We start from the raw sequence: 22,861 nt of genomic DNA, 5'->3' as shown, positions 1-22,861 counted from the left end.
GCCAGCGTGGTTAACGGGGCGCCCGAGATCAACGTCCACCGCGAGGCGGCCTAGTAGCCGACCTGGCTCTCCCGGTCGTACGCCGATCCCATTGTGAGAGCGAGCCCGCTCGCGAAGGCGGTCTGACAGCCGACCTGTCTCTCCGGCCATACCCCGATCCAACTGTGGGAGCGAGCTTGCTCGCGATGGCGGAGGGACAGTTTGCGGTGGTGTTGGATGTGCTGGCGTCATCGCGAACAAGCTCGCTCCCACAGGTTTTTGTATCGTGTGCGAATGTTGTGAACACCCGCAAACCTATGTGGGAGCGAGCCTGCTCGCGATAGCGTAGGGTCAGTTTGCGGCGATGTTGGATGTGCTGGCCTCTTCGCGAGCAAGCTCGCTCCCACAGGAGGAACGCGATCACCAAAAATCAGGTCGGCTATCAGGCCGCCTCGCGGTGGACGTTGATCTCGGGCGCCCCGTTAACCACGCTGGCCGCACGCAGGCATTGCGCAGTGGGCACCTCGGCATGGATGCCGAGGTAGCCGCGCTGGGCCATGGATGGCCCTTCGCGGCGGGCCCACGGAGCAATGCCGGAGTGCGGGCATGCCGAGCCTAGGCGAGGCACCGAGTGGTGGGGCAGAAGCGTTTTGCTTACTTTTGACTGGGCCGGCTTCCGGGCTCCTCAAAAGTGAGCCGCCGTAAGGGCGGAACCCTAAGTGGCCGTTACCGCAGAAACGGATATGTACGCAATCAACAAAACCCTGGCCGACTGTCAGGCCGCCATCGCGGGCAAGCCTTGCTCCCACACAGCGTGCACAAACAAAAAGCCCACCTTCCGGTGGGCTTCGTGTTTCAGCGTTCAGGCATCAAGTCAGAACAGTTTCAACGGCGGCGCTTTCTCCGCCACCGGTTCGTTCTTGCCGGGTTCGGCATTCCAACCACCGCCCAACGCCTTGTACAGATTGACCTCGCTGGTCAGTTGCGCCAGGCGGTCGGTGATCAGCGATTGTTGGGCGCTGAACAACTGACGTTGGGCGTCGAGGAAGGTCAGGTTGCTGTCGACACCGATGCGATAGCGACGCTCGGCCAGGCTGTAGTAGTCCTGGTTGGCGGCGACGAAGGCGGTCTGGGCCTGCAACTGTTCATTGTAGGTCCGGCGTGCGGCCAGGCCGTCGGAGACTTCCTGAAACGCGGTCTGAATCGACTTCTCGTAATTGGCGACGTTGATGTCTTTCTGGATTTTGGCGTAATCCAGGCTTGCCCGCAGGCTGCCGGCGTTGAAGATCGGCAGGTTGATTTGCGGGGCGAAGGTCCAGGTGCCCGAACCGCCCTTGAACAGGCCGGACAGGTCCGGGCTCAGGGTGCCGGCGTTGGCCGTCAGACTGATGCTGGGGAAGAACGCGGCCCGTGCGGCGCCGATGTTGGCGTTGGCGGCCAGCAGGTTGCGTTCGGCCTGGAGGATGTCCGGGCGACGTTGCAACAGGTCTGACGGCAACCCCGCCGGCACTTCGCTGAGCAGGTCATCGCTCAGCGGTTGGGTGCTCAGGTTGGACGGCAGTCCGGTGCCCAGCAGCAGGGTCAGGCTGTTTTCATCCTGAGCCACCTGGCGGGTATAGCGCGCCAGTTGTACGCGGGCGTTTTCCACCGCCGTGCGTGCCTGACTCAGGTCCAGGGCCGAGGCCACGCCGACTTCGGCGCTGCGGGAGGTCAGCTTGAGGCTTTGCTCGTAGGTGCCCAGGGTTTCCTGGGTCAGCTTGAGCAGTTCCTTGTCGGCCTGCCAGGTCAGGTAGGCGTTGGCAACGCTGGCCACCAGGCTGATCTGGGTACTGCGACGGGCCTCTTCGGTGGCGAAGTAGCTTTGCAGCGCTTGCTCGCTCAGGCTGCGCACCCGGCCGAACAAGTCCAGTTCATAAGCACTGATGCCCAGGGTCGCGGAGTAGGAGCTGCTGATGGCTGCCTCACCGGTTTGCGACGCCCGTGCCGGTACTCGCTGACGGCTGCCGGAACCGGTGGCCGAGACCGCCGGGAACAGGTCCGCCCGCTGGATGCGGTATTGCGCGGCGTAAGCATCGATATTCAGCGCCGCGACGCGCAGGTCGCGGTTGTTTTCCAGGGCAACCTGGATCAGCTGTTGCAAGGCCGGGTCATGGAAAAACTGTTTCCAGCCCTGTTCGGCGGCGGCCTGGCTGGCCGCCTTGGCCGGCTCGTAGGCCGGACCTTGCGGGTACTGCGTGGCGACCGGTGCTTCGGGCCGCTGATAATCGGGGATCAGCGAGCAGCCGCTGAGCACGACGGCGGCGATGGTCAGAGAGAGGAGCGACTTGCTCATTGGCCAGCCTCTTTAGAAGTTTCAGGAGTGTCGTCCTGGTCGATATTTTTGCGACGGCCTATCGACGACACAGTCACGAAGAACAATGGCACCCAGAAAATCGCCAGGATGGTGGCGGTCAACATACCGCCGATCACACCGGTGCCGATGGCGTGCTGGCTGCCTGAACCTGCGCCGGTGGAAATCGCCAACGGCACCACGCCGAGAACGAACGCCAGGGACGTCATGATGATCGGCCTTAGACGCATCCTACAGGCTTCAATGGCGGCTTCCACCAGCGTGCGGCCCTGTTCGTGGAGTTCCTTGGCGAATTCCACGATCAGAATAGCGTTTTTCGCCGCCAGACCGATGGTCGTCAACAAGCCCACCTGGAAGTACACGTCGTTGGACAGGCCGCGCAGGCTGGTCGCCATCAAGGCACCGATGATCCCCAGTGGTACCACGAGCATGACCGCGATCGGAATCGACCAGCTTTCATACAGCGCAGCCAGGCAGAGGAATACCATCAGCAGCGACAAGGCGTACAACGCAGGCGCCTGGGAGCCGGAAAGACGTTCCTCGTAGGACAGACCCGTCCAGGAAATACCGACGCCGGCCGGCAGTTTCTGGGCGATGGCCTCGACTTCGGCCATGGCTTCACCGGTGGAGTAACCCGGGGCCGGCGACCCCAGAATTTCCATCGCTTCCACGCCGTTGTAACGGGCCAGTTTCGGCGAGCCGTAGACCCACTCGCCCTTGGCGAATGCGCTGAACGGCACCATAGTCCCGGCGCTGTTGCGCACATACCACTTCTGCAGGTCTTCGGGGCTCATGCGTGCATTCGGCTGACCTTGGACGTACACCCGCTTCACCCGACCACGGTCGATGAAGTCGTTCACGTAGCTACTGCCCAGGGCAACCGACAGGGTGTTGTTGATGTCCGAGAGGGTGATGCCCAAGGCGCTGGCCTTCTCGTCATCGATTTCCAACTGGTACTGCGGCTCGTCATTCAGGCCGTTCGGACGCACCTGGGAGAGAATCTTGCTCTGGGAAGCCATGCCCAGGAACTGGTTACGGGCTTCCATCAGCTTCTCATGGCCGATGCCGGCGCGGTCCTGCAGGAACACGTCGAAACCGGTGGCGTTACCCAGTTCCATCACCGCCGGCGGAGCGAAGGCAAACACCATTGCGTCGCGGAAGGTGAAGAAGTGTTGCTGGGCGCGGCCAGCGATTTTGAACACGGTGTTCTCAGCGTCACGCTCTTCCCACGGCTTGAGCATGATGAACGCCAGGCCGGAGCTCTGGCCACGACCAGCGAAGTTGAAGCCGGTCACGGTGAACACCGAGGCCACGCCATCGCCTTCACCGCCATCCTTGCTTGGACGCAGCAGGAACTCGCGCATGTTGTCCACCACCACCTGGGTCCGTTCGGCGCTGGAACCGGCCGGGGTCTGCACCTGGGCAAACAGCACGCCCTGGTCTTCTTCCGGCAGGAACGCCGTCGGGATGCGGGTGAACAGCCAGACCATGCCAACCACGATGATTACATAGGCCAGCAGGTACGGCGCCTTGTGCTTGAGCATGTTGCCCACGCCGCGCTCGTAGCTTCGGACGCCGCGGTCGAAGGTGCGGTTGAACCAGCCGAAGAAGCCGCGTTTCGGCGTGCCGTGCTCACCCTTGGGAATCGGCTTGAGCATGGTGGCGCACAGGGCCGGGGTAAAGATCAGGGCCACCAGTACCGACAGGGCCATGGCCGAGACGATGGTGATGGAAAACTGCTTGTAGATCACGCCGGTGGAGCCGCCAAAAAACGCCATCGGCAGCAGCACCGCCGAGAGCACCAGAGCGATACCCACCAGGGCGCCCTGGATCTGGCCCATGGATTTCTTGGTGGCTTCCTTGGGTGACAGGCCCTCTTCACTCATGACCCGTTCGACGTTCTCCACCACGACGATGGCATCGTCCACCAGCAAACCGATGGCCAGCACCATGCCGAACATGGTCAGGGTGTTGATGCTGAAGCCGAATGCCGCGAGGATCCCGAAAGTGCCGAGCAATACCACCGGCACCGTCATTGTGGTGATGATGGTGGCGCGGAAGTTCTGCAGGAACAGGAACATCACCAGGAACACCAGGGCAACCGCTTCGATCAGGGTTTCAACCACACCCTTGATCGACTCGCTCACCACCGGTGTGGTGTCGTAGGGGAACACCACTTCCAGGCCTTGCGGGAAGAACGGCTTGAGATCTTCGACGGTCTGGCGCAGGGCCTTGGCCGTGTCGAGGGCGTTGGCACCGGTGGCCAGTCTCACTGCCAGACCGGAGGCCGGGGCACCGTTGAACTGGGCATTGATGCTGTAGCTCTCGCCGCCCAGGGCGACATCTGCCACGTCGCCGACGCGCACTTGCGAGCCATCCGGATTGACCTTGAGCAAGATGGCCTTGAACTGTTCGGCGGTCTGCAGGCGGGTCTTGCCAATAATGGTGGCGTTCAGTTGCTGACCGGGCAGGGCAGGCAGGCCGCCGAGTTGGCCGGACGCGATCTGGACGTTCTGCGCGGAAATGGCGTTGGTCACATCTACCGGGGTCAGGCTGTAGTTATTCAGCTTGGCCGGGTCGAGCCAGATTCGCATTGCGTACTGGGCACCGAAGACCTGGAAGTCACCGACACCGGCTGTGCGCGAGATCGGGTCCTGCATGTTGGACACGATGTAGTTGGACAGGTCTTCCCGGGTCATGCTGCCGTCGCGCGACACCACGCCGATCACCATCAGGAAGTTTCTCACTGACTTGGTCACGCGGATGCCCTGTTGCTGCACTTCTTGCGGCAGCAGCGGAGTGGCCAGGTTCAACTTGTTCTGGACCTGGACCTGGGCGGTATCGGAGTTGGTGCCTTGTTCGAAGGTCGCCGTGATGGTCATGCTGCCGTCGGAGTTACTTTCCGAGGAGACATAACGCAGGTTATCGATGCCGTTGAGCTGTTGCTCGATGACCTGCACCACGGTGTCCTGCACGGTCTGCGCGGATGCGCCCGGGTAGGTGACCTGGATCGCAATGGCCGGCGGCGCGATGCTGGGGTATTGGTTGATCGGCAATTTGAGGATCGACAGGGCCCCGACCAACATGATCACCAGGGCGATAACCCAGGCGAAAATCGGACGGTCGATAAAAAATTTCGACATGGTTTACTCCCCTTTGCCGCCGGCGGCTTTGTCAGCTGCCTGTGCGGGGGCCGGGTTCTTTGCGCCAACGTTGGTGGCCTCAGTGGCTTTGACTTCCACCCCTGGCCGTACGTACTGCAACCCTTCGGTGATCAAACGATCGCCAGTCTTGAGCCCGTCTTCGATCAGCCATTGGCTACCGACGGTACGGCTGGCCTTGAGCTGGCGCAGCTCGACCTTGTTGTCCGGGCCCACCACCAGGGCGGTCGGCATGCCTTTGAGGTCGCGGGTCACGCCTTGCTGCGGCGCGAGAATCGCCGCGCTGTTGACCCCGGCCTGCAATTGCGCGTGGACGAACATGCCCGGCAGCAGGGTGTGGTCAGGGTTAGGGAACACCGCGCGCAGGGTTACCGAACCGGTGGTCTGGTCGACCGACACTTCGGAGAACTCCAGCTTGCCCTCATGGGCATATTGGCTGCCGTCTTCCAGGGTCAGTTTGACCATGGCGGCGTTGTCGCCAGCCTTCTGCAGGCGGCCGCTTTCCAGTTCACGGCGCAGTTGCAGCAGTTCCACGGAACTCTGCGTCACGTCGACGTAAATCGGGTCCAGTTGCTGAATGGTTGCCAGGGCATCGGCCTGGCCGTTGCTGACCAGCGCACCCTCTGTCACCGAGGAGCGACCGATGCGACCGGAAATCGGTGCGTAGACCTTGGTGTAGCGCACATTGATCTGGGCGGTCTGCAGATTGGCTTCCGACTCCAGGCGGTTGGCCAAGGCGGTGTCGTATTCCTGGCGGCTGACGGCCTGTTCGTCCACCAATTGTTTATAGCGATCGGAAATGGACTTGGTTGAGCGCAGGTTTGCTTCGGCGCTTTTGAGGGTCGCTTCGTACATGGCCGGGTCAATCTGATACAGCTGCTGGCCAGCCTTGACGTCGGCACCTTCCTTGAACAGACGCTTGAGGATGATGCCGTTGACTTGCGGACGAACTTCCGCGATGCGGAACGCGCTGGTGCGACCGGGAAGCTCCGACGTCAGGGTGAACGGCTGGGTCTTGAGGGTTACGACGCCGACCTGAGGAGCCGGTGCGGCAGGTGCCGCCTCTTCCTTTTTACATCCGCTGAGCAGCGATGCCAGGGCGATGGCGGTAACCAGAGCGGTAACAGCTGGCTTGAATTGCATGGAAATCCTCGGGTCCAGGCGCGTAAGAGGCGCACAAGAAAGTGGAAGGTGAAAAAGAGCGAGATAAACAATTAGTAGGATGCTAAGAAATATACTTACGTACACGGTTGTTTGTAAACACCCAAATTGCGTACCATCGGTATTTACAAAAGCCTGACAAAAGGCCTGCGCAGGTCGCAGAAGCGTTGTGAAGAACGCCGCCTCACATTTTGTTCAGTTGATCCTTACGCATTGCTTACGCATCCTGATTGAGGTGTTTACTGCCATGGTCCGTCGTACCAAAGAGGAAGCTCTGGAGACTCGCAGCCAGATACTCGAAGCGGCCGAAAAAGCCTTTTTCGAGCGCGGTGTGGCCCGCACGACACTGGCTGACATCGCGACGCTGGCCGGTGTAACGCGCGGTGCCATCTACTGGCATTTCAGCAATAAGGCGGACCTGCTCCAGGCCATGCTCGATACGTTGCACGAGCCGCTCGACGATCTGGCCCGCGCCAGTGAAAGTGAAGAGGAGCTTGACCCCCTGGGTTGTGTTCGCAAGCTGCTGGTGCGGTTGTTCCAACAGGTGGCCCTGGACCCGAAAACCCGACGCATTAATGAGATTTTGTTTCATAAGTGCGAATTCACCGATGAAATGTGCGATTTGCGCCAGCAGCGGCGCCAGGTCAGTCTCGATTGCAACGTGCGTATCGCGTTGTCGTTGCGCAATGCGATGAAGCGTGGCCAGTTGCCGGACGATCTGGATCCCGAAAGGGCAGCAGTCGCCATTCATGCCTACATCGACGGCATTTTGTACCAGTGGCTACTGGCTCCCGACAGCTTCGCACTGGCGGGTGAGGCCGAGCGCTGGGTGGAAATCGGGCTGGATATGCTGCACCTGAGCCCCAACCTGCGCAAATAAAACAAAATGCTCAATTTCATCGGTTTGTGTCAATAGCTGAACGGCGAGGACCCCGCCGGGCCTTGATCCCGGCAGAGTCATTTATAGACGAACTGCAGACACGTTGATCGCTCGCGAGTCGCTATTGTGCAGGAGGATTATGGCGTGTTGATGTACCGGCGCCATTGAGGCGCCTGTACTTGTCGTGCCGGCCTGTTACCGACCCTCTGGTTTATTCAACAATGAGGCGCACGGAATAGTTGAAAGGGGGTTCGAGCATCTTCTGGAAGATTTCCGAGCGGCAGGTGTATTCACCATTGCCGGTATACGCAGTTTTGCTTTTCCTGTTTGGCCTGTAACTGGATTCCAGGACGCCAAAACCGATGGGGGCTTCAAAGCGGGTTTGCATTTGGCAGCCGAAGTTGAAGGTGCTCATTTGATAGGAGAGAACTAATTCAATCGGTTTGATTTTTCTCAGCGTCGGTTGCCAGCCAGCAGCGGGATAAGTGAATTTCCTGTTATGGGCGAAATAGAATTCGCGGGTTGTTTTGGCGGGGACATCATAAGCGCTCAAGGACATGTCCGGGGGCGTGGGTTGCTCACTTAAAATGTTGGTCATTTCCAAGGCGTGAGAAGTTTTGTTTACCAGCTCCACGGTGATGCCGGTGTTGGCCAGGCTGGTGGCGACGGCTGCCGGTCCCAGTAGCAGAGCGAGGATTAAGTTTTTCATCATGTTCATTGTAATGTGTCTCTCATGTATTACGAGGCGCGCTAAAGCCTGCGTAAGATAATGGCGCGTAATTGAAGTTACTCGGTTTAGTGTTATTTTTTACAAGAATTTAAGTTGCTTATTAAGTTTGATAGATGTCGGTTAAATCCATTGGTTGAGTGGGTTGTTGTTCGGGCTTATTATTAACGCTGTCCGGTGTGTTAATCCATAGTGAGTAAGTGTGGTGTTGTTATTTGATGTTTCGATTTCTGCGGAGTTTGATTGCGTCAGCCGTCAACAGATGTAAAAAAGCCCCGGCTCTTGCGAGTCGGGGCTTTTGGTAAGGCCGGTTTTTTATTTACATCACGGGGTAATCGATGTAACCCACCGGGCCTTTCCCATAGAACGTTTCCGGATGCGGCTCGTTCAGCGGTGCGTCAGCTTTCAAGCGCGCCGGTAGGTCCGGGTTGGCAATGAACGGCACACCAAAGGCAACGGCATCCGCTTTGCCCTCGGCCAGCCAGGCGTTGGCGCTGTCCTTGGTGAAACGTTCGTTGGCAATGTACGGGCCACCGAAAGCTTGCTTGAGCTGCGGGCCGATGCTGTCTTCGCCTTCCTTTTCACGGGAGCAGATAAAGGCGATGCCACGCTTGCCCAACTCGCGGGCCACATAGCTGAAGGTTTCCAGGCGGTTCTCGTCGCCCATGTCATGGGAGTCGGCGCGTGGTGCCAGGTGCACGCCAACCCGGCCGGCGCCCCAGACTTCAATGGCAGCGTCGGTCACTTCCAGCAGCAGGCGGGCACGGTTTTCCAGGGAGCCGCCATAGTTGTCGGTGCGCTGGTTGGTGCTGCTTTGCAGGAACTGGTCGAGCAGGTAGCCGTTGGCGCCATGGATTTCCACGCCGTCGAAACCGGCGGCCTTGGCGTTCTCGGCGCCTACGCGGTAAGCCTCAATGATATCGGCGATTTCCTCGGTTTCCAGCGCGCGTGGCGTCGGGTAGTCGGCCAGCGGACGCACCAGACTTACATGGCCCTTGGGCTGGATGGCGCTGGGCGCCACCGGCAATTCGCCGTTCAGGTAAGACGGATGGGAGATCCGGCCCACGTGCCACAGTTGCAGGAAAATCTTGCCGCCGGCGCCGTGGATAGCCTTGGTCACGTTGCTCCAGCCGCGCACCTGGTCGTTGGACCAGATGCCGGGGGTATCGGGGTAGCCCACGCCCATGGGCGTGACAGAGGTGGCTTCGCTGAGGATCAGGCCAGCGGAGGCACGCTGCACGTAGTACTCGGCCATCAGCGCGTTGGGCACACGGCCGGCGTCGGCACGGCAGCGGGTGAGCGGCGCCATGATGATGCGGTTCTTCAGCTCGATGTCGCCGAGTTTGATTGGATCGAAAATAGTCGTCATCAATTACAGCCTCGAAAGTTAAGGGTTAAAAGTCAGTGAGTGGCAGGGGCCAGGTCGGCATTGCCGCCCTGGCGGAAAGTGATCAGGGTGACCAGCAGCGCCAGCACGGCCAGCGCACCGGCGGCCAGGGGCACGCTGGTCAGGCCCAGGCCGTGGTCGATGACACTGCCGCCGACCCAGGCGCCCAAGGCGTTGCCGATGTTGAAGGCGCCGATGTTCAGGGTGGAAACCAGGTTTGGCGCGTCTTTGCCGAAGGTCACCACGTTGACTTGCAGGGCCGGCACGGCGGCGAAGCAGGCGGTGGCCCAGAGGAACAGGGTGATTTCAGTGGGGATCAGCGCGACGCTGGTCCAGCTCAATACGGTGGACACCACAGCCATGGTGGTGAAAACCCCCATCAACGTGTTCGCCAGGCTCTTGTCCGCCAGCTTGCCGCCGATGATATTGCCCAGAGTCAGGCCCAGGCCGATCAGCACCAGGGTCCAGGTCACGCCGCGGGGCGATACGCCAGTGACTTCTCCCAGCAGCGGGGCGACGTAAGTGAACAGGGTGAACACCGAGGCGGAGAACAGCGCGGTCATGCTCAGGGACAGCCACAGGCCTGCGCCCTTGAGGGCGACGAGTTCCGAGCGCATGTCGAGTTTTTCTTCATCGCGCTTGGCCGGCAGAAAGCGGATCAGGCCGATCAGTGCAATCACGCCGATGACGGTCACGGCCCAGAAGGTCGAGCGCCAGCCGGCTTCCTGACCCAGCGCGGTGCCCAGCGGTACGCCGAGTACGTTGGCCAGGGTCAGGCCGGTGAACATCAGGGCTACGGCCGAGGCGCGCTTGTTGGGTGCCACCAGGCCGGCGGCCACCACCGAACCGATGCCGAAGAACGCGCCATGGCACAGGGCGGTGACGACCCTGGCGAACATCAGCACGTTGTAATCACTGGCGATGGCGCAGAGCAGGTTGCCGACGATGAAGATCCCCATCAGCGCGACCAGGGCGGCCTTGCGCGGCAACCGTGCGGTGGCCAGGGCCATGAACGGTGCCCCGATGGCCACGCCCAGGGCGTAGCCGGTCACCAGCCAGCCGGCGCCGGGAATCGATACACCCAGGTCGGCCGCCACCTCAGGCAACAGGCCCATGATGACGAACTCGGTGGTGCCGATGGCGAAGGCGCTCAGGGCCAGGATGAGAAGTGAGAGGGGCATGGTGGATCCTTGTCGGGTCAGAGCTCTTGGCTCATTTGCTTGAGGAACTGCTGGATCACGTCCTCGTTGCGTTTGAAGAAATGCCATTGACCGACCTTCTGGCTGGTGATCAGCCCCGCCCGTTGCAACACCGCCAGATGGGCGGACACCGTGGACTGCGACAGGCCGCAACGCTGGTCGATCTGCCCGGCGCAAATGCCGAATTCGTGGTTGTGCAACTGTTCGGGGAACTGGACCTTGGGGTCTTTGAGCCAGTTGAGGATGTCTCGCCGTACTGGGTGTGCCAGGGCTTTTATTATTTCGTCGAGGTCGAGGGGCATGGTTGGCTGCTCGGAATGAGTAAAACGCTATATCGCGATGGGGCGAACTTTAAATCGTTATTTCGCGATACACCAATATGGATTTGATCTGAAAACCGAATAAATCGCTATATCGGGTTATAACGATATTGGCGCGGCGGTGCTAAGCTTCGCGCCATGAACTATCTCGCACACCTGCACCTCGGCGGCCCCGGCCGGGAACGACTGCTCGGCAGCCTCTACGGCGACTTCGTCAAAGGGCCGTTGCAAGGGCTGTACGATCCGCAGATCGAAGCGGCGATTGCCCTGCATCGACGCATCGACATGTACACCGATCGCCACCCCGTGGTGGATATCGCTTTGTCGCGCTTTTCCACCGTACGGCGGCGCTATGCCGGAATTGTGCTCGACGTGTTTTTTGATCATTGCCTGGCCCGGGACTGGGCGCTGTATGGCGAAGGGCCGTTGATGGATTTCACCTCCCAGGTCTACCGAGTGCTCGCCGCCGAGCCGCAGTTGCCTGGGCGTCTGGCGCAAATCGCGCCTTACATGGCGGCGGATGACTGGCTGGGGTCTTATCGAGAATTCGATGTGCTTGGGCAAGTATTGCGGGGGATTTCCCGACGCCTGTCCCGGCCGGAGGAACTGGCCGGGGCCATGGAAGAATTGATCAGGCTCTATGAACCGTTGAGCGAAGACTTTCAGCTGTTCTACCCGCAGTTGCAGGATTTTGCGTTGAGCCAGACAACACGGCAGGGGTGATGTTGGAGCCGGTTCTTGCCGTCACTGAAGTTCAAATGTGTGAGCGAGCCTGCTCGCGATGAAGGCCTGGCAGTCAAGAACCAACTGACTGACCGCTATCGCGAGCAGGCTCGCTCCCACAAGGGCTCTGCATAGGGCCGCCGGATCAGGCCGCGATCGCAGGCCGCATCGGCACTTGCTGCTTCTGTGGGATTTCGCCAAACAATGCCTTGTGCACCGCCTGTTGCGCCTGAAAGGCCAGGGCAGCTCGCTCCTGGCCGTGGCAGGCAATCGGTTCCAGCAGATGGATGTGCACCTCGCCCCGGTCATTGGCGAACAGGCGCATCAGGTGCGACAGCAAATCATCATCGCCAACGAACGGCGCCAGCGAGTCCGGTTCACCGTTGCGCAGGTAACGGATCGCCACCGGTTGCAGCGCCACGTCCGCATCGATGGCCGCCGACAATAAACGACCGTGGAAAGTGCGCAGGGAGCGGCCATCGGTGGTGGTGCCTTCGGGAAACATCAGCAGCGGATGGGCCTGTTCCAGGTGTCGGCTCATTTGCTTGCGGATCAACTGGCTGTCGCCCGAGCCGCGCCGGATAAACAGGCTGCCAGCCTTGGCCGCCAACCATCCGGCCACTGGCCAGGTGCGTACTTCGGCCTTGGACAGGAACGACATTGGCGTGAGCATGCCCAGCAGCGGGATATCGGTCCAGGACACATGGTTGCTGACCCACAGCATGGGCTGTTGCGGCATTTGCCCGTGCACCGTCACGCAGAAGGGTAGGGCATTGCTCAGGCGCGCCATGAAAAAACGCGACCAGCGCTGGCGGCGCACCATGGAGTTGGCCACACCCAACCGTTCGAACAGCCCGAATACGCTGGCCATGCTCAGGCCCAGCGTCACCACCAGCAACACTCGCGCGATTCGCGCGTACACCCGCAACCGACTCATCACACCGCTGCCTTGAAGTGGCGGGCGTAGCGTGGGCAGAGTTCGTCACGCTTGAGCAGGATGAACACGTCGGCCACCTGGAAATCCTCATCCCAGCACGGCTCACCGCAAATCTTCGCGCCCAGGCGCATGTAAGCCTTGAGCAGAGGCGGCATTTCGGCGATGACGTTGGACGGTACGTCCAGGGCCGGCAACGGTTTTTTCGGCACCGCCCGCAGGTGTTCGGTGCACAGATAACGTTCGCGCAGACGCTGCATGATCGCTTGGGCCTGGACGCCGCCGTCCTGCATTGGAATGCTCGCGCATCCCATCAGGTAGCTGTAGCCGCCCTCGTTCAGCACCTCGGCCAGTTCGCCCCACAATACAGCGATGGTGCCACCGTTGCGGTAGGCCGGGTCGACGCAGGTGCGGCCGATTTCCAGGATCGGGCCCTTGAGATGGACCAGGCCGTGAAGGTTGAACTCTTCTTCACTGTAGAACCGGCCCAGGCTGCTGGCAGCGTGGTGATCGAGCAGGCGTGTCGTCGCCACGAGTCGGCCGGTATTCAGGTCGCGTACGCCGATGTGGGCGCAGTGAACATCATAGTCATCCATGTCCAGACCCATTTCCGCGCCTTTGAGCTTGGCGTTGAATTCGCCGCTGAAGACGTTGAAGCGCAGGGCCTGGGCTTCTTGCAAAGCCTTGGCGCCAATCAGGCGTTCGGCTTGCAGGCGGCGTTCATTGCCAGTGTCGCTGATGCGGGCGATCTGAGTCATAGCGAATCTCCGTGCGGGCTGTTCAGTTGCAGCCGATCGACTTTCTTTATGCAGCCATGTTGTGCAAAGTCAGGCTATGTAGCCCCGGTGTCATCGCCATGAAGCTTTGGTGATGCTTATATGACAGCCCATTGAGGAGCCTCCCATGCCCTGGAAAAACCTGATCGAACGCGGCGAACGGTTGCCCGCCCATCCGGACCTGGCTGAGGGTTATGCGGCCTTGCTGCAACGCCTGGGGCCGGTTACGCCGTTCGAACTGGCCGTCATGGGGGCGCGATTGATGGCAACGCCGGGGTTGGCTTTTCTGGTGGGGTATCAGGCGGCGCTGCGGGTGCTTTGGCCGAGCGCGCCCCAGAGCCTGGGCGCCTTGTGCGCCACGGAGCAGCGCAGCCTGCGCCCGGCGGACATGCAGACTCGCATCACCGACCTGCGATTGAACGGGCGCAAGGATTTCGTTACTGCGGGCGATGCGGCCGAGTGGCTGCTGATTGCCGCCCGCAGCGAAGCAGCCGGCGAGCCGCCGCGGTTGAATCTTGCGGTGGTTTATCCCGGAGAGCCGGGGGTGACCCTGGAAAAACTCCCGGCCATCGCCCTGATGCCAGACATCAGCCATGGCCGTGTGCTGTTGGATGGCGCGCTGTGCGAGTTGTTGGCCGGGGACGGTTGGGACGCCTACGTCAAACCGTTCCGCACCTTGGAAGACCTTTATGTGCTCAGTGCCATGGCCGCTTGGCTGTATGGCGTGGGGCAGGAGTGCGCTTGGCCCCAAGCCCTGCAGCTGCGTCTGCTGGGATTGCTGGCCGGTTGCGCTGAAGTGAGTCGTCACAACCCGTCCAGCGCGGGCGGGCATGTGCTGCTGGGTGGGTTGTTCGCCCAGTTCAACGGGCTCGATGAAGAACTGAACGACGCCCTGGCCGCCGGCCCGGCGGTGTGGCGCGAGATGTGGACGCGAGATAAAGCCGTGATGGATATGGCGGCGGGTGCGCGGGCCAAGCGGTTGGCCAAGGCGTTGGGATAACCCTTTGTGGGAGCGAGCCTGCTCGCGATAGCGGAGTGTCAGTTGACATCAATGCTGCTGAGCCAGCGCTATCGCGAGCAGGCTCGCTCCCACAGGGAAATGCCACTCATACCCAAATTGTCATCAAGTCTGAATAGGCTCCGAAGGTTCAATCCTGCGAGCCCCGAGCATGTCCAAAGGCTGGTTCCTGATCCCGTTGCTATTGCTCAACCTGTACGCCCAGGCTGAAGACTGGCCCGGTGAGCAATGGCCAAGTGGCCCGACCCCCACCGGGCTGGCCATCGAAGCCCTGGAGCAATACGCCTTCCCACCCCGCGACGATGCCTCTCGCCAGGGCATCCGTACCGATGCGCTGCTGGTGATCCTGGACGGGCGGCTGGTTTACGAGCGTTATGCCGGGTCCACCCGTGCCGACACTGCGCACCTGACCTGGTCGATCAGCAAAAGCCTGATGGCGACGGTGTTTGGCGTGGCCTATGGGCAAAAGCTGTTCAGTCTGCAGGATCCTGGCGCCAGGTATTACCCAGCGTTGAGCAAGCATCCGGACATGACCTTGGCCGATCTGTTCCATTGGGCCTCGGGGTTGGATTGGCAGGAAGATTACGAATACGCACCGCTCAAGTCCTCGGTGGTGGCGATGCTTTATACCCGTGGGCGTCATGACATGGCGGCGTTCACTGCGCAGCATGAACGCGACAGTCCGCCGGGGCAGGTGTTTCGTTACTCCAGCGGTGACAGCAACCTGCTGGCCGCGGCATTGAAAAATATCGTTGGCCCGGCGCGGTATGCCGATTATCCCTGGACGGCCCTGTTCGAGCCGCTGGGTATCCGCCACGCCACCTGGGAAACCGACGCCGCCGGCACGTTTGTCGGGTCCTCCTACGCCTACCTTACGGCGCGGGACCTGGCGCGTGTGGGGCTGTTGATGCAACGCGAGGGACGCTGGGGCGAGCGGCAACTGATCCCGCAAGCCTGGGTGGCGTTCAATCGCGAACCCTTCGCCCGCTTCCGGGCCGGCCAGGATGAAGCGGTGCCCGGTGGGCATTGGTGGCTCAACCGCGCGGCCGACCCGGCCATCCACCCGTGGCCCGATGCACCGCCGGATACGTTTGCCGCGCTGGGCCATTGGGGGCAGGCGCTGTACGTGATCCCCAGCGCCCGGTTGGTGATCGTGCGCTACGCTGATGACCGCGACGGCAGCTACCGCCACAACGAACTGCTCAAGCGAGCCATGGCGGCGTTCGCCGGGACGGTGCAGCCATGAGACGCAGACCGCTGCTCACGCTGATGTCGTTACTTGTTGTGGCCCTGCTCGGCTGGATCTGGCTCGAGCGGGTGGCGCTGCGGGCCTTCCCCGACATCATCAGCGCCTACACCGCCAAGGAATATTGCTCGTGTCGCTACGTGATGGAGCAACCGGCTGACTATTGCCGTGGCTATGTAAAGCAGTCGGTGCCCATCAGCGATTTTCTCGAAACGCCTGAAGCGAAACGCATCACCGTCGCCGGGCTGGGGCGAAGCAATAGCGCACGATGGCTGGGGGAGCGGCAGGGCTGTCGGTTGGAGCCGTGACCGGACCTGTGTATTCCCGCAGAGGATTGAAACAGAAGGTTTGCAAGTGCCCTCGGCCCGGTTAAGGTTCGCCACAGGTTTATCTGCCCTCCGAGTGTGTATGTTCAAGCGGTCTTTTTCTCACGCTGTCGCGACCTTGCTGCTGGCCTGCGCCGCGCTGCCGGTCCAAGCCAATTGGTATCTGGACGGCGAATCGTCGCGGCTGTCGTTTATCAGCAGCAAAAATGGCAACGTTTCCGAGGTCCAGCGTTTCCTGGTGCTTCATGGTCAGGTCCAGCCCAAGGGGATGGTCCGGCTGGAAGTGGAGCTGGAGTCGGTCAACAGTGGCATTCCCCTGCGTGACGAGCGCATGCGCGCCGAGTTGTTCGAGATCAAGCAATTTGCCGACGCCGCCATTACCGCGCAGCTCGACCTGTTACCGATCCAGGACCTGGCCAACGGTGCTCAACTGGAACTGCGCTTGCCGCTGACCGTGGACCTGCACGGCAAGCAACATGTGTATCAGGCCGAACTGCTGGCAACGCGCCTGGATGAACGGCGGTTCCAGGTCGTGACCCTGGAGCCGGTGGTGCTCAATGCCGCGGATTTCGACTTGGCGCCGGGATTGGAGAAGTTGCGCAAACAGGCCGGGCTGTCGGCCATCAGCCTCGCAGTGCCGGTGAATGCGGTGCTGATTTTCACGGCGCGCTGACATGGGAGGCCCGGTATTTCCGTGGCGCGAGGGCAATCGCTTCGAGCTGTTGATCGATGGCCCGCAGTTTTTCCCGCGCATGCTGGTGGAAATTGCCCGCGCCCAGGAACAGGTCGAGCTGGAGCTGTACCTGGTGGAGGCGGGAACTTGCGCCGAGGCGATGGTCCAGGCACTCGTCCAGGCTGCCGAGCGCGGTGTTCGCGTGCGTTGCCTGTTCGATGACTACGGCAGCCTGGCGTTTACCCAGGACCTGCGCCACCGCCTGATCGAGGCGGGCGTGGAGCTGCGTTTTTACAATCGGCTGAGTTGGCGCCGCTGGGTACGGAATTTATATCGGGACCACCGCAAGCTGCTGTTGGTGGACCAGCGCCTGGCGGTGGTTGGCGGCACCGGGGTCACTGATGAGTTCTGGAGCCCGCTGGATGACCGCTGCGAGTGGCACGAGGTCATGGTGGAAATCGTCGGCCCCTTGGTGCTCGACTGGCAGTTGCTGTTTGACCGCCAATGGCTCGCCAACCGCCATCGCCGTGCCTGGAAACCGGCTTCCAACTTCGGCTTGCCGCGCTTGCCCCGGGTTCCGCCGATGGGTGAGGGCATGGGGCGGGTGGCTTATGCCGATGCCCGCCAGAATCGCGACATCCTGCAATCGTTGTCCCGGGCCCTCAACAGCGGCCAGAAGCGGATCTGGATGGCGACCCCGTATTTTTTGCCGACCTGGAACGTGCGTCGCTCCTTGCGCAAGGCTGCCGCCCGGGGCATCGATGTGCGCCTGCTGCTCACCGGCCCGCGCACCGATCACCCGTCCGTGCGCTACGCCGGGCACCGGTATTACCCGCGTCTGCTCAAGGCTGGGGTGAAAATCTTCGAATACCAGCCGTGTTTCCTGCACCTGAAGATGGTGCTGGTGGACGACTGGGTCAGCATCGGCTCCTGTAATTTCGATCACTGGAACCTGCGCTTCAATCTGGAAGCCAACCTCGAAGCCCTCGACTCCGCACTCAGCACGGCAGTGGCGGCGAGTTTCGAGCGTGACTTCGCCCAGAGCCTGGAGGTCAGTCTCGACGCCTGGAAGCGCCGGCCACTGTGGAAACGGGTCAAGCAACGGGTGTGGGGGTTGGTGGATCGGTTGGTGGTGAATGTGCTGGGGCGGCGGGGTTAAGGTTCAGCAAAAACAATGTGGGAGCGAGCCTGCTCGCGATGGCGGCCTGACAGTCAATGATGCGGTGACTGGTAGGCCCTCATCGCGAGCAGGCTCGCTCCCACGGTTATTTGCGCTGTTGATGAATCAGAGCAACTCGAAACTCTGTTGTTTCACATCCTGGGAATCCAGGCCGATCTGGACGTTGAACTTGCCCGGTTCAGCGGCGTATTTGAGCTGGGCGTTGTAGAACTTCAAGTCGTCTTCGGTGATGGTGAAGTGAATGACTTTCTTCTCGCCAGCCTTGAGCATCACCTTGCGGAAGTTCTTCAGCTCCTTCACTGGGCGGATGATCGAGCCGGTCACATCCTGGATATAGAGCTGCACCACGGTTTCGCCGTCACGCTCGCCGGTGTTTTCCAGGGTCACGCTGGCATCGAGCTTGCCGGTCTTGTTCAGCGTGGTGGACGACAGGGCCATGTCCGTCAGGCTGAATTCGGTGTAGCTCAGGCCGTAGCCGAACGGGTAGAGCGGGCCAGTGGTGTCATCGAAGTATTGCGAGGTGTAGTTGCCCGGCTTGCCCGGCGTGAACGGTCGACCAATGCTCAGATGGTTGTAGTAGGTCGGAATCTGTCCTACCGAGCGCGGGAAGGAGATCGGCAGTTTGCCCGACGGGTTGTAGTCGCCGAACAACACGTCGGCGATGGCGTTGCCGCCTTCGGTGCCGCTGAACCAGGTTTCCAGGATCGCATCGGCCTGTTGCTTTTCATCCACCAGCGCCAGCGGGCGGCCGTTCATCAGCACCAGCACCAGTGGTTTGCCGGTAGCCTTCAGGGCCTTGATCAACTCGCGCTGGCTGGCGGGGATGCTCAGTTCCGTGCGGCTCGAGGATTCGTGGGACATGCCGCGCGACTCACCCACGGCGGCCACCACCACATCGGCTTGCTTGGCGGCCTTCACGGCTTCGTCGATCAGCACTTGGGCAGGGCGCGGGTCATCCACCACTTCCGGGGCGTCGAAGTTGAGGAAGTTCAGGTAGTCGAGCACCTTCTTGTCGCCGGTGATGTTGGCGCCACGGGCGTAGATCAGTTTCGATTCTGCGCCCAGTGCGCGGGTCATGCCGTCGAACAAGGTCACCGATTGCGCAGGGCGCCCGGCAGCGGCCCAACTGCCCATCATGTCGATCGGCGCCTTGGCGAGCGGTCCGACCAGGGCGATTTTTGCGTTTTTGTTCAGGGGCAGGGTCTGGTTGCGGTTTTCCAGCAGGACCAGGCTGCGGCGGGCCACGTCACGGGCATCGTCGCGGTGCAGGCGGCTTTCAGCGTAGGTGTCGGCCGGGTCGTCCTCGGCCTTGCCGATGCGCAGGTACGGATCCTTGAACAGGCCCATGTCGTATTTGGCGGCGAGGACTTCGCGCACCGCATTGTCGATGTCGCTCTGCTCGATTTCACCGGCCTTGAGCAGTCCAGGCAGCTCCTTGCCGTACAGCGAGTCGTTCATGCTCATGTCGATGCCGGCCTTGATCGCCAGCTTCGCCGCTTCGCGACCGTCCCGGGCCACGCCATGCTTGATCAGTTCGAAGATGGCGCCGTGGTCACTCACCGCCAGGCCCTTGAACCCCCATTCCTTGCGCAACAGATCGTGCATCAGCCAGGTGTTGGCGGTGGCGGGCACGCCGTTGATGGAGTTCAGCGCGACCATCACCCCGCCGGCACCCGCATCGATGGCGGCGCGGTAGGGTGGCAGGTAGTCCTGGTACATTTTCACCGGGCTCATGTCCACGATGTTGTAGTCCCGGCCACCTTCCACCGCGCCGTACAGGGCGAAGTGCTTGACGCTGGCCATGATGCTGTCGGCCGCGTTGGCGCCACTGCCCTGGAACGCTTTGACCATCACCCCGGCGATGCGCGACACCAGGTAGGTGTCCTCACCAAAGCCCTCGGAGGTCCGGCCCCAGCGGGGGTCGCGGGAAATATCCACCATCGGCGCGAAGGTGATGTCCAGGCTGTCGGCCGCCGCTTCCTGGGCAGCGACGCGGCCGGAGCGGTAGATGGCGTCCATGTCCCAGCTGGAGGCCAGGGCCAGGGGGATCGGGAAAATCGTGCGATGGCCGTGGATCACGTCATAGGCGAAGAACATCGGGATCTTCAGCCGGCTGCGCATGGCCGCGTCCTGCATCGGGCGGTTTTCAGCCCGGGTGATGGAGTTGAACGTTCCTCCGATGTTGCCAGCGGCGATTTCCTTGCGAATCATCTCCCGAGGCATCTCGGGGCCGATGCTGATCAGGCGCAACTGGCCGATCTTTTCCTCGAGGGTCATCTGCTTCATCAGGTTGCTGATGAAGGCATTCTTGTTCTCTATCGGGGTTGGCAGGTTGTCGGCTAATACGGATTGACTGGCCAGTGTGACGAACAGGCCCAGCAAACACAGCTTCTTCATGAATGGTTTCTCGCAAGCCTAAGGGCGGTAATCAGGACTCGCCGGTCAGCAAAATGTGAGGAGCGGCTATTGTTGTTCGAGTATTGTCTGAATAAGAGCAGCACTGTTTTCGAACGCACGCGGATGAACTTAGTTTCGCACCGGGCATCTTTTAGCCCATCGACCCGATTCAATCCCGTGGCGGCGGCAGATTATGCCCCAGACGCTGGTGAGATAGGTGGCTGTGTTTTCTTCAATGGACTGTATAGGGGAGTTTCAACCGATGAATCTACGACTCGATCACCTTCGCCACCTGCCAATACTGGCGCTGATGCTGTTCACCACGCTGCTGGCCGGTTGCGGCATCAACAATATTCCAACCCTGGACGAACAGGCCAAGGCCGCCTGGGGACAGGTGCAGAACCAGTACCAGCGCCGAGCCGACCTGATCCCCAACCTGGTGGAAACCGTCAAGGGCTATGCGCAGCACGAACAGGAAACCCTGACGGCGGTGGTCGAGGCGCGGGCCAAGGCCACGTCCATCCAGGTCGATGCCGGTACCCTGGACAACCCGGAAAAACTCAAGCAGTTCCAGCAGGCCCAGGACCAGTTGAGTGGTGCGTTGAGCCGGCTGATGGTGGTGGTCGAGCGTTATCCGGACCTCAAGGCCAACCAGAACTTCCTGGCCTTGCAATCACAACTCGAAGGCACCGAGAACCGCATCGCCGTGGCTCGTCGCGACTTCATCCTGGCGGTGCAGAAATACAACACCGAAATCCGCACCTTCCCCGGTCGCTTGTGGCACAGCGTGCTGTACAGCGATCTGCCGATCCGCGAAACCTTCGAAGCCACCAGCCCCAACGCCGAAAAAGCCCCTGAAGTGAAATTCTGAAAAAACTGTGGGCGCGAGCCTGTGGGAGCAAAGCTTGCTCGCGATGAACGATAACGCGGTCATTAGAAAGACCGAGGTGCCTTCATCGCGAGCAAGCTCAGCTCCCACACCAGCTCGCTCCCACACAGGAGTTACGATGCGAGTGTTGAAATTTGGCCTGGTGCTGTTGCTCTGGGTCTTTGCCATCACGGCCCAGGCCGAGTTGAGTTTTCCGACACTGACCGGGCGGGTGGTGGACACTGCCCAGATGCTGGAACCTTCGGTGCGCACGCAACTGGATGCACAGCTCAAGGCCCATGAACAGGCCACCGGTGAACAGGTGGTCGTGGTCACGCTGGCGGACCTGCAAGGCAGCAGCATCGAAGACTTCGGTTATCAACTGGGGCGTCACTGGGGCATTGGGCAGAAGGATAAAAACAACGGCGCGCTACTGATCGTGGCCCGGGATGACCGTAAACTGCGGATCGAAGTGGGCTATGGTCTGGAAGACCGCCTGACTGACGCCCAGAGTTCGGTGATTATCAATCAGGTGATCACTCCGGCGTTCAAGGCCGGCAATTTCAACAAAGGTATCAGCGACGGCGTAGCGGCGATGCTGATGGTGCTGGGCGGCAATGCGCTGGATGAGCCGGCTGCGGTGTACGGTGCCGACGGCCAGGAGGAGGGCGATTTCGTCGGGCGCCATCCGGGGCTGTTCGTGTTGTTGGTGCTGCTGTTCATCGTAACGGTGTTCGTGTGCCAGATGCTCGGTATCCTGCCGGCCGGACGCGGTGGTTCCGGGGGCGGCTATGGCGGTGGCGGCGGTTTTGGCGGCGGCGGTGGCGGCGGCTTCAGTGGTGGTGGGGGCAGTTTCGGGGGCGGCGGTTCGTCGGGCGGCTGGTGACAATAATAATGAGTGGGCACTTTTAACCATGGCATTACTGACTGAACACGAACAACGCAAGGTCGCCGAGGCCATCGCACGTGTGGAGCGCGATACCGACGCCGAGCTGGTCACCGTGCTTGCTGCCCGCGCCGACGACTACGCCTACATCCCGCTGCTATGGGCCAGCCTGCTGGCCTTGGTGGTGCCCGGCATGGTGCATTACCTCACGGGCTGGCTGAACATGCACAGTCTGCTGCTGGTGCAGTGGGTCCTGTTTATCGTGCTGTGCCTGGTGTTTCGCATTCCTGCAATCACCACTCACCTGATCCCCCGTTCCGTGCGCCACTGGCGCGCCTCCAATCTGGCGCGCCGGCAGTTTCTCGAGCAGAACCTGCACCACACCGTCGGCGGCACAGGAATGTTGATTTTCGTTTGCGAGGCCGAGCGGTATGTGGAAATCCTGGTGGACGAAGGCATCTCCAAGCGTCTCGACAACTCGCGCTGGGAGGCCATTGTCGCCACCTTCACCCAGCAGGTCCGCCAAGGACAGACGTTGCAGGGCTTCGTCACCTGCATCGAGGCCTGCGGCGAATTACTTAAGGAGCATGTGCCCGTGACTCACGCGCGCAATGAGCTGCCGAATCGGTTGGTGGTGCTGGGCTGAAAAATTTTTGCCAGCACACGCCTG

The 22,861-nt window shown here is 61.2% G+C and carries 20 protein-coding genes; 10 read left to right on the top strand and 10 right to left on the bottom strand.

The features are described from left to right. Positions 1-853: 853 nt before the first annotated feature. From adeC to HQ912_RS21750, 3 genes are read right to left on the bottom strand one after another with little or no spacing between them, the layout of a single operon-like run. Positions 854-2,311 (bottom strand): AdeC/AdeK/OprM family multidrug efflux complex outer membrane factor, encoded by a 1,458-nt coding sequence (adeC, locus tag HQ912_RS21760; RefSeq protein ID WP_047228033.1) that lies wholly within the window; start codon positions 2,309-2,311, stop codon positions 854-856. Continuing rightward, positions 2,308-5,472, bottom strand: coding sequence for an efflux RND transporter permease subunit EmhB (gene emhB / locus HQ912_RS21755; protein WP_047228032.1), 3,165 nt, complete (start codon positions 5,470-5,472; stop codon positions 2,308-2,310). The genes adeC and emhB overlap by 4 nt, the downstream gene beginning before the upstream one ends. A 3-nt stretch (positions 5,473-5,475) precedes the next feature. Then, the gene (locus HQ912_RS21750) at positions 5,476-6,633 is read right to left on the bottom strand and encodes an efflux RND transporter periplasmic adaptor subunit (protein ID WP_173407288.1); all 1,158 of its coding nucleotides are present in this window, start codon (positions 6,631-6,633) and stop codon (positions 5,476-5,478) included. A gap of 265 nt (positions 6,634-6,898) precedes the next feature. On the opposite strand from HQ912_RS21750, the gene HQ912_RS21745 reads away from it, so the two are divergent. Continuing rightward, on the top strand, positions 6,899-7,531 hold the full coding sequence (locus HQ912_RS21745; RefSeq protein ID WP_047228030.1) for a TetR family transcriptional regulator: 633 nt from the start codon (positions 6,899-6,901) through the stop codon (positions 7,529-7,531). A 211-nt stretch (positions 7,532-7,742) separates the two neighbouring features. On the opposite strand, the gene HQ912_RS21740 is transcribed toward HQ912_RS21745, so the two are convergent. The 4 genes from HQ912_RS21740 to HQ912_RS21725 all read right to left on the bottom strand — a co-directional run bounded on the left by HQ912_RS21740 (position 7,743) and on the right by HQ912_RS21725 (position 11,146). Further along, positions 7,743-8,249 carry a hypothetical protein gene (locus HQ912_RS21740; RefSeq protein WP_047228029.1) on the bottom strand — a complete coding sequence of 169 codons (507 nt, stop codon included), beginning with the start codon at positions 8,247-8,249 and terminating at the stop codon, positions 7,743-7,745. Between the two features lie 328 nt (positions 8,250-8,577). After that, entirely contained in the window at positions 8,578-9,627 is a 1,050-nt protein-coding gene (locus HQ912_RS21735; protein ID WP_076386007.1) for an alkene reductase, read from the bottom strand. A 32-nt stretch (positions 9,628-9,659) separates the two neighbouring features. Continuing rightward, positions 9,660-10,826 (bottom strand): MFS transporter, encoded by a 1,167-nt coding sequence (locus tag HQ912_RS21730; protein WP_047228027.1) that lies wholly within the window; start codon positions 10,824-10,826, stop codon positions 9,660-9,662. A gap of 17 nt (positions 10,827-10,843) precedes the next feature. After that, positions 10,844-11,146 (bottom strand): ArsR/SmtB family transcription factor, encoded by a 303-nt coding sequence (locus tag HQ912_RS21725; RefSeq protein ID WP_047228026.1) that lies wholly within the window; start codon positions 11,144-11,146, stop codon positions 10,844-10,846. A gap of 156 nt (positions 11,147-11,302) precedes the next feature. Here HQ912_RS21725 and HQ912_RS21720 point away from each other — a divergent pair, with 156 nt between their 5' ends. Then, positions 11,303-11,887: an ACP phosphodiesterase gene (locus HQ912_RS21720; protein WP_047228025.1), complete on the top strand. Its 585-nt coding sequence runs from the start codon at positions 11,303-11,305 to the stop codon at positions 11,885-11,887. Positions 11,888-12,032: 145 nt separating this feature from the next. Here HQ912_RS21720 and HQ912_RS21715 read toward each other — a convergent pair whose 3' ends face one another. Both HQ912_RS21715 and olsB read right to left on the bottom strand, forming a co-directional pair. Then, positions 12,033-12,824: a lysophospholipid acyltransferase family protein gene (locus HQ912_RS21715; RefSeq protein WP_047228024.1), complete on the bottom strand. Its 792-nt coding sequence runs from the start codon at positions 12,822-12,824 to the stop codon at positions 12,033-12,035. Continuing rightward, positions 12,824-13,579: an L-ornithine N(alpha)-acyltransferase gene (gene olsB, locus HQ912_RS21710; RefSeq protein ID WP_047228023.1), complete on the bottom strand. Its 756-nt coding sequence runs from the start codon at positions 13,577-13,579 to the stop codon at positions 12,824-12,826. Before olsB ends, HQ912_RS21715 begins: the two co-directional genes overlap by 1 nt. Before the next feature lie 145 nt (positions 13,580-13,724). Here olsB and HQ912_RS21705 point away from each other — a divergent pair, with 145 nt between their 5' ends. From HQ912_RS21705 to HQ912_RS21685, 5 genes are all read left to right on the top strand, one after another. Continuing rightward, on the top strand, positions 13,725-14,597 hold the full coding sequence (locus HQ912_RS21705) for an acyl-CoA dehydrogenase (protein ID WP_173407287.1): 873 nt from the start codon (positions 13,725-13,727) through the stop codon (positions 14,595-14,597). A gap of 169 nt (positions 14,598-14,766) precedes the next feature. Then, positions 14,767-15,861, top strand: coding sequence for a serine hydrolase (locus HQ912_RS21700; RefSeq protein WP_160891786.1), 1,095 nt, complete (start codon positions 14,767-14,769; stop codon positions 15,859-15,861). Further along, the gene (locus HQ912_RS21695; RefSeq protein WP_107322060.1) at positions 15,858-16,169 is read left to right on the top strand and encodes an amidase; all 312 of its coding nucleotides are present in this window, start codon (positions 15,858-15,860) and stop codon (positions 16,167-16,169) included. Before HQ912_RS21700 ends, HQ912_RS21695 begins: the two co-directional genes overlap by 4 nt. Before the next feature lie 100 nt (positions 16,170-16,269). Beyond that, positions 16,270-16,860, top strand: coding sequence for a YceI family protein (locus tag HQ912_RS21690; protein WP_047228019.1), 591 nt, complete (start codon positions 16,270-16,272; stop codon positions 16,858-16,860). A 1-nt stretch (position 16,861) separates the two neighbouring features. After that, on the top strand, positions 16,862-18,019 hold the full coding sequence (locus HQ912_RS21685; RefSeq protein ID WP_160891788.1) for a phospholipase D-like domain-containing protein: 1,158 nt from the start codon (positions 16,862-16,864) through the stop codon (positions 18,017-18,019). Between the two features lie 126 nt (positions 18,020-18,145). Here the strand turns inward: HQ912_RS21685 and bglX are convergent, their stop codons facing one another. Next, positions 18,146-20,437 carry a beta-glucosidase BglX gene (gene bglX / locus HQ912_RS21680; RefSeq protein ID WP_173407286.1) on the bottom strand — a complete coding sequence of 764 codons (2,292 nt, stop codon included), beginning with the start codon at positions 20,435-20,437 and terminating at the stop codon, positions 18,146-18,148. A 262-nt stretch (positions 20,438-20,699) separates the two neighbouring features. Between bglX and HQ912_RS21675 the strand changes: the two genes are divergently transcribed. The 3 genes from HQ912_RS21675 (at position 20,700) to HQ912_RS21665 (ending at position 22,837) form a co-directional block, all read left to right on the top strand. Next, a complete protein-coding gene (locus HQ912_RS21675; RefSeq protein WP_047228016.1) occupies positions 20,700-21,308 on the top strand; it encodes a LemA family protein in 609 nt (202 codons plus the stop codon). A gap of 136 nt (positions 21,309-21,444) precedes the next feature. Further along, positions 21,445-22,191 carry a TPM domain-containing protein gene (locus HQ912_RS21670; protein WP_173407285.1) on the top strand — a complete coding sequence of 249 codons (747 nt, stop codon included), beginning with the start codon at positions 21,445-21,447 and terminating at the stop codon, positions 22,189-22,191. A 28-nt stretch (positions 22,192-22,219) separates the two neighbouring features. Continuing rightward, positions 22,220-22,837, top strand: a complete 618-nt coding sequence (locus HQ912_RS21665; RefSeq protein WP_173407284.1) for a TPM domain-containing protein — start codon at positions 22,220-22,222, stop codon at positions 22,835-22,837. Positions 22,838-22,861 lie beyond the last annotated feature (24 nt).

This window comes from Pseudomonas sp. MPDS, from assembly GCF_013283895.1.
Lineage (GTDB): Bacteria > Pseudomonadota > Gammaproteobacteria > Pseudomonadales > Pseudomonadaceae > Aquipseudomonas > Aquipseudomonas rhizophila.
The sequence above is the reverse complement of the archived record's forward strand: the minus strand, read 5'-3'. Positions and strand labels throughout refer to the sequence as shown.

Excerpts from the sequence above, each read along its gene's own strand:
- HQ912_RS21705 (WP_173407287.1), top strand. The coding sequence starts at position 13,725 with ATGCCCTGGAAAAACCTGATCGAACGCGGCGAACGGTTGCCCGCCCAT.
- HQ912_RS21675 (WP_047228016.1), top strand. The coding sequence starts at position 20,700 with ATGAATCTACGACTCGATCACCTTCGCCACCTGCCAATACTGGCGCTG.
- HQ912_RS21730 (WP_047228027.1), bottom strand. The coding sequence starts at position 10,826 with ATGCCCCTCTCACTTCTCATCCTGGCCCTGAGCGCCTTCGCCATCGGC.
- bglX (WP_173407286.1), bottom strand. The coding sequence starts at position 20,437 with ATGAAGAAGCTGTGTTTGCTGGGCCTGTTCGTCACACTGGCCAGTCAA.
- HQ912_RS21700 (WP_160891786.1), top strand. The coding sequence starts at position 14,767 with ATGTCCAAAGGCTGGTTCCTGATCCCGTTGCTATTGCTCAACCTGTAC.
- HQ912_RS21735 (WP_076386007.1), bottom strand. The coding sequence starts at position 9,627 with ATGACGACTATTTTCGATCCAATCAAACTCGGCGACATCGAGCTGAAG.
- HQ912_RS21725 (WP_047228026.1), bottom strand. The coding sequence starts at position 11,146 with ATGCCCCTCGACCTCGACGAAATAATAAAAGCCCTGGCACACCCAGTA.
- HQ912_RS21750 (WP_173407288.1), bottom strand. The coding sequence starts at position 6,633 with ATGCAATTCAAGCCAGCTGTTACCGCTCTGGTTACCGCCATCGCCCTG.
- HQ912_RS21665 (WP_173407284.1), top strand. The coding sequence starts at position 22,220 with ATGGCATTACTGACTGAACACGAACAACGCAAGGTCGCCGAGGCCATC.
- HQ912_RS21685 (WP_160891788.1), top strand. The coding sequence starts at position 16,862 with ATGGGAGGCCCGGTATTTCCGTGGCGCGAGGGCAATCGCTTCGAGCTG.
- HQ912_RS21715 (WP_047228024.1), bottom strand. The coding sequence starts at position 12,824 with ATGAGTCGGTTGCGGGTGTACGCGCGAATCGCGCGAGTGTTGCTGGTG.
- adeC (WP_047228033.1), bottom strand. The coding sequence starts at position 2,311 with ATGAGCAAGTCGCTCCTCTCTCTGACCATCGCCGCCGTCGTGCTCAGC.
- HQ912_RS21740 (WP_047228029.1), bottom strand. The coding sequence starts at position 8,249 with ATGAACATGATGAAAAACTTAATCCTCGCTCTGCTACTGGGACCGGCA.
- HQ912_RS21695 (WP_107322060.1), top strand. The coding sequence starts at position 15,858 with ATGAGACGCAGACCGCTGCTCACGCTGATGTCGTTACTTGTTGTGGCC.
- HQ912_RS21720 (WP_047228025.1), top strand. The coding sequence starts at position 11,303 with ATGAACTATCTCGCACACCTGCACCTCGGCGGCCCCGGCCGGGAACGA.
- emhB (WP_047228032.1), bottom strand. The coding sequence starts at position 5,472 with ATGTCGAAATTTTTTATCGACCGTCCGATTTTCGCCTGGGTTATCGCC.
- HQ912_RS21670 (WP_173407285.1), top strand. The coding sequence starts at position 21,445 with ATGCGAGTGTTGAAATTTGGCCTGGTGCTGTTGCTCTGGGTCTTTGCC.
- HQ912_RS21690 (WP_047228019.1), top strand. The coding sequence starts at position 16,270 with ATGTTCAAGCGGTCTTTTTCTCACGCTGTCGCGACCTTGCTGCTGGCC.
- olsB (WP_047228023.1), bottom strand. The coding sequence starts at position 13,579 with ATGACTCAGATCGCCCGCATCAGCGACACTGGCAATGAACGCCGCCTG.
- HQ912_RS21745 (WP_047228030.1), top strand. The coding sequence starts at position 6,899 with ATGGTCCGTCGTACCAAAGAGGAAGCTCTGGAGACTCGCAGCCAGATA.